This is a genomic window from Caballeronia sp., from assembly GCF_028292365.1.
Lineage (GTDB): Bacteria > Pseudomonadota > Gammaproteobacteria > Burkholderiales > Burkholderiaceae > Caballeronia.
Genome location: NZ_JAQGMM010000003.1, coordinates 1 through 8,971, shown reverse-complemented (window position 1 = coordinate 8,971; position 8,971 = coordinate 1). Strand labels below are relative to the sequence as shown.

Sequence of the window (8,971 nt, the reverse complement as noted above, 5' to 3'; positions counted from 1 at the left end):
CACCGAATACAACCAGGCTTGCACCGAGAAGCATGATTCGCTCCAGAGGTGCGGCACGCATGCCGATCCAGTCGAAATTGCCGGCCACCCAATGCATCACGCCCGCGAGCACGAGGCACGCGCCGACGAGTTGCGCGAAGAAGCGCGTCCATCCCGGCGAGGGTTGGTAAATTCCGCGTTTCCTCAAGCCGATGAACAACAGCGTGGCATTCACGCAGGCACCCAGCCCGATAGACAGCGTCAATCCAGCGTGCGCGAAAATAGGGACGAAAATCAGGTTGCTAAGCTGAATGGCGATCAACACGATGATGCCGATAATCACCGGCGTCTTGATGTCCTGCTTCGCGTAAAAACCGGGAGTGAGGATCTTGATCAGGATCAGGCCGACGAGCCCGACGCCATACGCCGACAACGCCCGGCCGACCATGACGACGGAATGTGCGTCGAATTTACCGTAGTGAAACAGCGTGGCCGTCAGCGGAACGGCGAAGAAAAACAACGCAACTCCGCTTGGCGCTGCCATCAGGAAGGTGATGCGCAGCCCCCAATCGAGCAGCGCCGAATATTCGACCGGATCGGCGTCCACGTGCGCCTTGGAAAGGCTGGGCAGCAGGATGGTGCCCAGTGCCGCGCCGAGCAGCGCGGTGGGAAACTCCATCAGGCGATCCGAGTAATTAATCCACGACACAGCGCCCGCGCCGAGCCGCGACGCAATGTTCGTATTGATGATCAGGCTCAGTTGGGCGACCGACACGCCGAAGGTCATGGGGACCATCTTGACCAGCACGCGCTTGACGCCCGGGTGCCTCAACGCACGGAAAAAATTCAGGCCGATGCGCGGGATCATGTCGATCTTCTTGAGGCCGGGCAACTGCACGAGAAACTGCAGCACACCGCCGACGATCACCGCATAGGCGAGCGCGTAAACCGGCACTTTCAGATGCGGCGCGAGAAAGATGGCGGCCGCGATGAACGACACGTTGAGCAGTACGGGTGCGAACGCGGGCAGCGAGAACTGCCGGTAGGTGTTGAGCACCCCGGACGCCAGCGACGTCAATGAGATGAAGATGATGTACGGGAACATGATCTGGGTCATGGTCACCGCAAGGCCGAACGCGCGGCCGTCGTGCTCCAGGCCGGAGGCGACGGCGAACACGACCCAGGATGCGCCCGCTACGCCTGCCAGCGATACGACTGCCAGCGCCCACGCGAGCACCGTCGACATGGCGTCGACGAGGGCTTTTGTGGCGTCGTGACCTTCCGTGTTCTTGAACTCCGCGAGGATAGGCACGAACGCCTGCGAGAACGCTCCTTCAGCGGACAAGCGCCGCAACAGGTTCGGTATGCGGAAGGCGACGTAGAACGCGTCGGTGAATTGACTGGCGCCGAAGGCTCGCGCGATCAGCGTTTCGCGGACCAGGCCGGTCACGCGGGAAAGCAGCGTGAAGCCGCTGACCGTCAGTAGGGCTCGGAATAGATTCATGGGGCGTTGATTATACGGGCCGCATTATGAACGCGACGCGTTGCAACATCTGTGGAATCGTTAGAATTTGCAACTTGGACCGCGCGCACGCAGCTCACTGGATAACTCGCAGGTATCTCGCACGTACCTGTACCTGTTAAGCTGCGTCCGGTTTCGTTTCGCCGGGTTTGATCCTCACGAGACGCGGCAAAAACCAGCCGCGCTTGCCAGTCCCATGATTTCGTTGCTATAATCGCCGGTTTCGAAGCTCCTGAATCTGCCTCCGGCACTTTTAGGTACGTTGCTGACGAAGTACAAAGCACGGCGGCTTCGCGTCTTCTTTCGACGTTTTTTGCGCTTTCGGGCAATCGATCCCGAGGGTTTGATCATAAACAGCGCATCGGATTGACCTCGTTTTATCTTGTGTGGAGTCGGACCAGCATTGAGTTGGATCTGATCCAGAAGCAAAACGGGAAGCGCTGAAACACATAGCTGGAACAGGATAAGGAACCGTCATGGCAAATACCGCACAAGCCCGCAAGCGCGCCCGTCAAAGCGCCAAGGCAAACTCGCACAACTCGGCGCTGCGCTCGAAATTCCGCACCGCCATCAAGGCCGTTCGCAAGGCGATCGACGCTGGCGACCAAGCCAAGGCTGCAGAAATCTACAAGACGTCGGTCAAGACCATCGACATCATTGCGGACAAGCGCATCGTTCACAAGAACAAGGCTGCTCGTCATAAGAGCCGTCTGTCGGCTGCTATCAAGGGTCTGCAAGCAGCTGCTGCTTAAGGATTCTGGTAGTCGCCCATTGCGCGCCCCCAGTTTGACGGGCGCGTGACAGGCTGCTGCTGTGGTTGTCCCGGATTGTGGTTGTCTCGATTCGTCCTGACGCTTAAAACAGCAAACGGCAATAAAAGGCAGCAATAAAGGCAGCAACAAAAAAACCCGCTAATAGCGGGTTTTTTGTCGTGTTCATCGATAAGAGGCCATTCTCAATGGCCCCTGCTGCCGAGTTAGCCATGTTGCTGCTGCGTGGCATGATGCGGCGGCAACTCGCACGCCTCCGTCACGAGCAGATCATTGTCTTTGGCGAAATTCATCACGAAATCGAAAGCCATGGGCTCGATGTCACGCAAGCGGGAGTCGAGAATCACCGTCTTCACATTACCGAGCAACGTCGGACGGACATAGACGGAATACTGCAACCGGGCATTTGGACCGCGCTTGCCCGGGCCGAACCCGGACATCACGCCGCAAAGCCTTTCCGACCAGTCGCTCGGCCGAAAAGTCTTGCCGTTCGACGTAATGCCCTGAATGAAGTATTCGGTTGGAATTGTTTCGGCCATGTAGGAATACCTGTTTGACGACCGGCGAAGAACGCCGGCGAACGCGCATGCATGGTTTGCAAGGTGAACCGGAAAGTCATCGGCTGCAACCTCCGGCGCTGAACTTCGCCTCGTCCGGCAGCGTCGCGGCCGGTAAGATCCAGCCTCTTTTTTCGACCTGCATCTACCCGCTCATTGTTCACTGACCGACCGCTCATCGACCTGACTACGACGTCGCCCGAGTCGACCTGAGCGCGCGATCAACTCATGATGAACCCGTTCACGGCTGCACCCCATACGGACGGCCTGGACAGGTAGACAAGTGCCGGCGCGACGAACTCGCATGAAAACGCGAACTGCTCTGACTCCCGCAGATTCAACGTTGAAAAGCAACCTGGAATCTGCGTGTTTAGCCCGCGGATTGACTCTGCTTAACATGCCAATGGATCTGATTCGTAAGCAGTCGAAAGGTGTCAGGACTGCCGGAGAAACCTGCCGGATTATACAGCAGAGGCCCTTTTTCCGCACTGCACACAAAGCCTCTAAACCGCGTCAGACGGCGTATGGCGGCGCGCATCGGCTATTTGGCGGCCTCGTCAAACACCGGAAATTCCTTTATGCTGAAATTCGATACCACAACGACGGCGGCGCCGTCCGGCGCAATTGCCGGCTGAAGCCGCCGTACGCATTTTTCATGACCGAAAAAAAAATTCGCCACTATTTGCAGTTCAAGGATTTCTCTCTCGACGACTATGACTACGTGCTCGAACGCGCACGTATTCTCAAGCGCAAGTTCAAGAGCTACGAGACCTACCATCCGCTGCACGACCGCACGCTGGCGATGATCTTCGAGAAGAATTCAACGCGTACGCGGCTCTCGTTCGAAGCAGGCATCTTCCAGCTTGGCGGCCACGCCGTGTTCCTCAGCACGCGTGACACGCAACTCGGCCGCGGTGAACCGATCGAGGACGCGGCGCAAGTGGTGTCGCGCATGGTCGACATCATCATGATCCGCACGTTCGGCCAGCACATCATCCAGCGCTTTGCCGAAAATTCGCGTGTGCCGGTGATCAACGGTCTGACGAACGAATATCACCCGTGCCAGGTCCTGGCCGATGTCTTCACGTACTACGAACTGCGTGGCCCGATCGCGGGAAAAACCGTGGCCTGGGTCGGCGACGCGAACAACATGCTGTACACGTGGATTGAAGCCGCGCAGATTCTTGGCTTCAAACTGCGCCTGTCGACGCCGCCCGGGTACACGCTCGATCACTCGCTGGTGTCGCCGGATAGCGCGCCCTTCTACGAAGAATTCGCCGATCCGAATGACGCCTGCACCGGTGCCGACCTCGTCACCACCGACGTCTGGACCAGCATGGGTTTCGAAGCCGAGAACGAAGTGCGCAAGAAAGCCTTCGCCGACTGGTGCGTCGACTCGGACATGATGGCGCGCGCTCATCCGGACGCCCTCTTCATGCACTGTCTGCCGGCGCATCGCGGCGAGGAAGTGAGCGCGGAGGTGATCGATGGCCCGCAAAGCGTGGTCTGGGACGAAGCCGAGAACCGGCTGCACGTCCAGAAGGCGCTGATGGAATATCTGCTGCTCGGCAAACTCAATCATTGAGTGGCTGCATAAGTGGCCGAATGCGCGGCTTGATTGAGTGGCCTGAATAAGCTGCCCGATCGAGCCGGTTGCAGCGTTCAGCTAACCGTGCGGCGTTTCCATCGAAACGCCGTGTCGTCCCGAAAATGCCGAACAGCCGCCATTTGATGTCAAAATAGCGGTTTTCCGCGCGCTGAAAGCCCGGCGCACACCGTTTTCCAGCCATACGAGTTCACCATGAGCGATATCAAAAAAGTCGTGCTCGCCTACTCAGGCGGCCTCGATACCTCCGTCATCCTGAAGTGGTTGCAGGACAACTACGACGCCGAAGTCGTGACGTTCACCGCTGACATCGGTCAGGGCGAAGAACTCGAACCGGCGCGCAAGAAAGCACTGCAGCTTGGCATCAAGCAGGACAACATCTTTATCGAAGATCTGCGTGAGGAATTTGTCCGCGACTTCGTGTTTCCGATGTTCCGCGCCAATACCGTTTATGAAGGCGAGTACTTGCTCGGCACGTCGATCGCGCGTCCGCTGATCGCGAAACGCCAGATCGAAATCGCCCGTGCGGTTGGTGCGCAATCCGTGTCGCACGGCGCGACCGGCAAGGGCAATGACCAGGTGCGTTTCGAGTTGGGTTATTACTCGCTCGAGCCGGGTATCAAGGTGATCGCGCCGTGGCGTGAATGGGATCTGCTGTCGCGCGAAAAGCTGCTGGCTTACGCGGAAAAGGCGGGCATTCCGATCGAAATGAAGCACAAGCAAGGCGGCGCACCCTACTCCATGGACGCGAACCTGCTGCATATTTCGTTCGAAGGCCGTCACCTGGAAGATCCGAAGGCCGAAGCGGAAGCCGATATGTGGCGCTGGACGGTTGCGCCCGAAGACGCACCGGATCAGCCGGAATTTCTGGATATCGAATACGAGAAGGGTGATCCGGTTGCGCTGAACGGCAAGCGGTTGTCACCGGCAGACATGCTGACGCAATTGAACGCGATTGGCGGCAAGCACGGTATTGGCCGGCTGGATCTGGTCGAGAACCGCTATGTCGGCATGAAGTCGCGCGGTTGTTATGAAACGCCGGGCGGCACGATCATGCTCAAGGCGCATCGCGGGATTGAGTCGATCACGCTGGATCGTGAAGTGGCGCACTTGAAAGACGACCTGATGCCGCGTTACGCCGCGTTGATCTACAACGGTTACTGGTGGAGCCCGGAGCGCCGTGCGCTGCAAGTGCTGATCGATCACACGCAGGACAAGGTGAACGGCTGGACGCGCGTAAAGCTGTACAAGGGCAGCGTGACGGTGGTCGCACGCGATTCGAAGGAAACGCTGTTCGACAAGAACATCGCAACGTTCGATGACGACGGCGGCGCATACGATCAGGCGGATGCCGGCGGCTTCATCAAGCTGAACGCGTTGCGCATGCGGATTGCGGAAAATGCACGTCGCAAGCGTGGCGGCTGAGTTGGCCCGGTTTGGTTGATGTTGAAATTGTTGAATCGGAAAACCCGCCTGCGGCGGGTTTTTTGTTGGTGAGGCAGTTCCTGCTGTTTCGGCTACGTCCCGCGCAGCTTTAAATCAAAGACACACTGGCTCCGCTTCAAGCTCGACCGCGAAACGCGCGTGCACGTCGCGTTTGATGGCGGCGGCGAGCTCCAGGATTTGCGTGCCCGACGCGCCACCGCGGTTCACCAGAACCAGCGCCTGCCGGTCGTGCACAGCGGCCGCACCGATCGAGCGGCCTTTCCAGCCGCATTGGTCGATCAGCCAGCCTGCGGCCAGTTTGAACCGGCCATCGTGTTGCTTGTAAGACACGAGATCAGGTTCAAGCGCCTTCAACGTGTCAAAGGCCGCGGCGCTCACAACCGGGTTCTTGAAAAAGCTGCCGGCATTCCCGAGCACTCGCCAGTCGGGCAACTTGGCCTGACGCACGGCGACGACCGCATCGAAGATAGCCTGCGGATTGTTCGCGCCGCTCGTCTCGAGCACCCGTGCAATATCCGCGTAATCCGCGCGTGGTATCCACGCTTTCGGCAGACGAAAGGTCACCGATACGATCACAAAACGTCCGCGCCCTTCCTGCTTGAAAAAACTGTCGCGGTAACCGAACGCGCACGCATCGCGATCAAATTCCCGAGTTTCTCCCGTCGATAATTCAATCGCCCGCAAACGCTCGAAGCGCTCGCCCATTTCGAGCCCGTAGGCGCCTATGTTCTGAATCGGCGCTGCGCCTACCGTGCCGGGAATCAGCGCGAGATTTTCGAGCCCGGGCAAGCCTTGCGACAACGTCCACGCGACGAAGTCGTGCCAGTTCTCGCCCGCGCCAGCTTCTACCAAAACGGCGTCATGATCTTCGCCAATCACGCGGCGGCCGCGCAACTCCACAAGCAACGCGACGCCGTCGAAATTGCGCGTCAGCACAACGTTGCTGCCGCCGCCGAGCACCAGTTGCGGCAGGCCGCCTAGACGGGCATCGCGAGCCAGCGCCGGGATCCGCGCTTCTTCCGTCAGCCGAACGGCATGCTTGGCGCGGACGTCGAAACCGAACGTGTTATGCGCGAGCAGCGGGTAATCGGAGAGAAGTTGGAACTCGGACATTGAGGAAGCGCTTGGGTCAGATCAGGGGCGGCCTTGGGCAAACCGGGGCGGCATCGGTAGAATGATGGTGGTCCGTGATTATAGCGAGTGCGTGCGAGCCATACGGCGAGCCTAACGGCGAGCCTTACGCCACGCCTCGCCTCAACGAAGGGGAATGCAGATGCCATCGTTTGACGTCGTCAGCGAAGCAAACATGATCGAGGTGAAAAACGCCATCGAACAATCGAACAAGGAAATTGCCACGCGCTTCGACTTCAAGGGTTCGGACGCGCGCGTCGAGCAAAAGGATCGTGATCTGACGCTTTTTGCCGACGACGATTTCAAGCTCGGCCAGGTCAAGGACGTGGTGTTGTCGAAACTCGCGAAACGCAATGTGGACGTGCGTTTTCTCGATTACGGCAAGATCGAGAAGATTGGCGGCGACAAGCTCAAACAGGTCGTCGAGGTCAAGAAGGGTGTAAGCGGTGATCTGGCGAAGAAAATCGTCAAGATGATCAAGGACAGCAAGATCAAGGTCCAGGCCAGCATTCAGGGCGACGCGGTGCGCATCAACGGAACGAAGCGCGACGACCTGCAAAGCGCTATTGCGTTGCTGAAGAAGGACGTGACGGATACGCCGCTGGATTTTAATAATTTCCGCGATTGAGTGTGACCGGACTGCGCTGATTCAGCATTGCCATAAGCAAGAAAGCCGCCTTCAGGGCGGCTTTCTCACTTTCGCGGCACGGCTTCACGGCGGTTTATTCAACCGCTTCCGCCGCCCGCTTCTTCTCCCCGATCCGGCTTTCCTTCCCATCCAGCAGCTTCTTGATATTCCCGCGATGCCGCCAGATCAGCAGTGCGCTCATCGCGGCAACGGCAAGCGAGATACGGCTGGGGCCGAAAAGGAAAACATCGAAGAACGGCGCGAATACCGCTGAAACCAACGCCGCCAGCGATGAATATCGGAAGAAAACAGCGATGATCACCCAGGTCAGCAAAGTGGCCAGCCCCAACACCGGGTTGATGGCGAGCAGCACGCCCGCCGCTGTCGCAACTCCTTTGCCGCCCTGGAATTTGAAGAATATCGGGAACAAATGCCCGAGAAACACGGCAATGGCCGCAAGCGCGACGGCCGTGGAATCCAGCCCGAACCTGGCGCCGAAATGCACGACAACCCATACGGGCAGCCAGCCTTTGAACGCATCGCCAATCAGCGTCAGGATGGCTGCGAGCTTGTTGCCCGTGCGCAGCACATTCGTCGCGCCCGGGTTGCCCGAACCGTACGAACGCGGGTCGGCAAGACCCATGGCCGAACTGACAACCACCGCGAACGAGATCGAGCCGATCAGGTAAGCCACCACAGCGACAATCACATTGTTCATTGATTTCTTCTTATCTTCGGGAACGCCAAGCATAAACGGGACGTGAGCGCGGGACGTGAGCAAAACTTCACGACGCGCATTTTAATCGACGCTCGCGCAATTCACGGGTGTGGCCTTCAGCAGGTCGGTCAGGACCGGGGGCGCGATGCTCACCAGATACCCGCGTCGTCCGCCGTTCAGATAGATCGTACCCAGGTCCAGGATGCTCGATTCCACGTACACCGGCATCGCCTTCTTCGTACCAAATGGCGATGTGCCGCCGATCAGGAAACCCGAATGCCGATTGGCCACTTCCGGCTTGCACGGCTCCACGCGCTTCGCTCCAATCTGCCGGGCGAGATTCTTGGTCGAGACCGTTTTGTCGCCGTGCATGAGCACGATCAGCGGCTTTGCATGTTCGTCTTCCATCACGAGGGTCTTGACCACGCAATGTTCATCCACACCCAACTGCCGCGCCGATTCCTCCGTGCCGCCATGCTCGACATACTCGTAAGGATGCTCGCCGAACGCGACCTTGTGCCGACGCAAAAACTGCGTCGCAGGGGTTTCGGAAATGTGTTTTACCTTGGACATGACGGCATTGTAGCGGCGCGAAAGCATGGCCACCATCGGCC

General features: G+C 58.7%; 9 protein-coding genes. 4 read left to right on the top strand and 5 right to left on the bottom strand.

Translation table 11 applies throughout. The features are described 5' to 3' along the window. Positions 1-1,483, bottom strand: a 1,483-nt coding sequence (gene murJ, locus JWR14_RS00135; protein WP_299699314.1) for a murein biosynthesis integral membrane protein MurJ, incomplete at its 3' end; no start/stop codon positions are given. A 494-nt stretch (positions 1,484-1,977) separates the two neighbouring features. On the opposite strand from murJ, the gene rpsT reads away from it, so the two are divergent. After that, on the top strand, positions 1,978-2,253 hold the full coding sequence (gene rpsT, locus JWR14_RS00130; RefSeq protein ID WP_299699312.1) for a 30S ribosomal protein S20: 276 nt from the start codon (positions 1,978-1,980) through the stop codon (positions 2,251-2,253). Between the two features lie 224 nt (positions 2,254-2,477). On the opposite strand, the gene JWR14_RS00125 is transcribed toward rpsT, so the two are convergent. Then, a complete protein-coding gene (locus JWR14_RS00125) occupies positions 2,478-2,810 on the bottom strand; it encodes a DUF3579 domain-containing protein (RefSeq protein WP_213767252.1) in 333 nt (110 codons plus the stop codon). 673 nt (positions 2,811-3,483) lie between these two features. Here JWR14_RS00125 and argF point away from each other — a divergent pair. Together argF and JWR14_RS00115 are read left to right on the top strand one after the other, a co-directional pair. After that, complete coding sequence (gene argF, locus JWR14_RS00120; RefSeq protein ID WP_299699308.1) at positions 3,484-4,413, top strand: ornithine carbamoyltransferase; 930 nt, start codon at positions 3,484-3,486, stop codon at positions 4,411-4,413. Positions 4,414-4,629: 216 nt separating this feature from the next. Then, complete coding sequence (locus JWR14_RS00115) at positions 4,630-5,859, top strand: argininosuccinate synthase (RefSeq protein ID WP_299699306.1); 1,230 nt, start codon at positions 4,630-4,632, stop codon at positions 5,857-5,859. A gap of 114 nt (positions 5,860-5,973) precedes the next feature. Here JWR14_RS00115 and murB read toward each other — a convergent pair whose 3' ends face one another. Beyond that, the gene (gene murB, locus JWR14_RS00110) at positions 5,974-6,993 is read right to left on the bottom strand and encodes a UDP-N-acetylmuramate dehydrogenase (RefSeq protein ID WP_299699303.1); all 1,020 of its coding nucleotides are present in this window, start codon (positions 6,991-6,993) and stop codon (positions 5,974-5,976) included. Positions 6,994-7,153: 160 nt separating this feature from the next. Here murB and JWR14_RS00105 point away from each other — a divergent pair, with 160 nt between their 5' ends. Next, positions 7,154-7,639, top strand: coding sequence for a YajQ family cyclic di-GMP-binding protein (locus JWR14_RS00105; RefSeq protein ID WP_299699301.1), 486 nt, complete (start codon positions 7,154-7,156; stop codon positions 7,637-7,639). A gap of 94 nt (positions 7,640-7,733) precedes the next feature. Here the strand turns inward: JWR14_RS00105 and plsY are convergent, their stop codons facing one another. Both plsY and JWR14_RS00095 read right to left on the bottom strand, forming a co-directional pair. Continuing rightward, entirely contained in the window at positions 7,734-8,357 is a 624-nt protein-coding gene (plsY, locus tag JWR14_RS00100) for a glycerol-3-phosphate 1-O-acyltransferase PlsY (protein ID WP_299699299.1), read from the bottom strand. Positions 8,358-8,438: 81 nt separating this feature from the next. Next, on the bottom strand, positions 8,439-8,930 hold the full coding sequence (locus JWR14_RS00095) for an aminoacyl-tRNA deacylase (RefSeq protein WP_299699316.1): 492 nt from the start codon (positions 8,928-8,930) through the stop codon (positions 8,439-8,441). Between the last annotated feature and the right edge of the window lie 41 nt (positions 8,931-8,971).

Bases quoted from the DNA above. Each gene is read 5' to 3' on its own strand.
- rpsT (WP_299699312.1), top strand. From the start codon at position 1,978: ATGGCAAATACCGCACAAGCCCGCAAGCGCGCCCGTCAAAGCGCCAAG.
- JWR14_RS00125 (WP_213767252.1), bottom strand. From the start codon at position 2,810: ATGGCCGAAACAATTCCAACCGAATACTTCATTCAGGGCATTACGTCG.
- argF (WP_299699308.1), top strand. From the start codon at position 3,484: ATGACCGAAAAAAAAATTCGCCACTATTTGCAGTTCAAGGATTTCTCT.
- JWR14_RS00115 (WP_299699306.1), top strand. From the start codon at position 4,630: ATGAGCGATATCAAAAAAGTCGTGCTCGCCTACTCAGGCGGCCTCGAT.
- murB (WP_299699303.1), bottom strand. From the start codon at position 6,993: ATGTCCGAGTTCCAACTTCTCTCCGATTACCCGCTGCTCGCGCATAAC.
- JWR14_RS00105 (WP_299699301.1), top strand. From the start codon at position 7,154: ATGCCATCGTTTGACGTCGTCAGCGAAGCAAACATGATCGAGGTGAAA.
- plsY (WP_299699299.1), bottom strand. From the start codon at position 8,357: ATGAACAATGTGATTGTCGCTGTGGTGGCTTACCTGATCGGCTCGATC.
- JWR14_RS00095 (WP_299699316.1), bottom strand. From the start codon at position 8,930: ATGTCCAAGGTAAAACACATTTCCGAAACCCCTGCGACGCAGTTTTTG.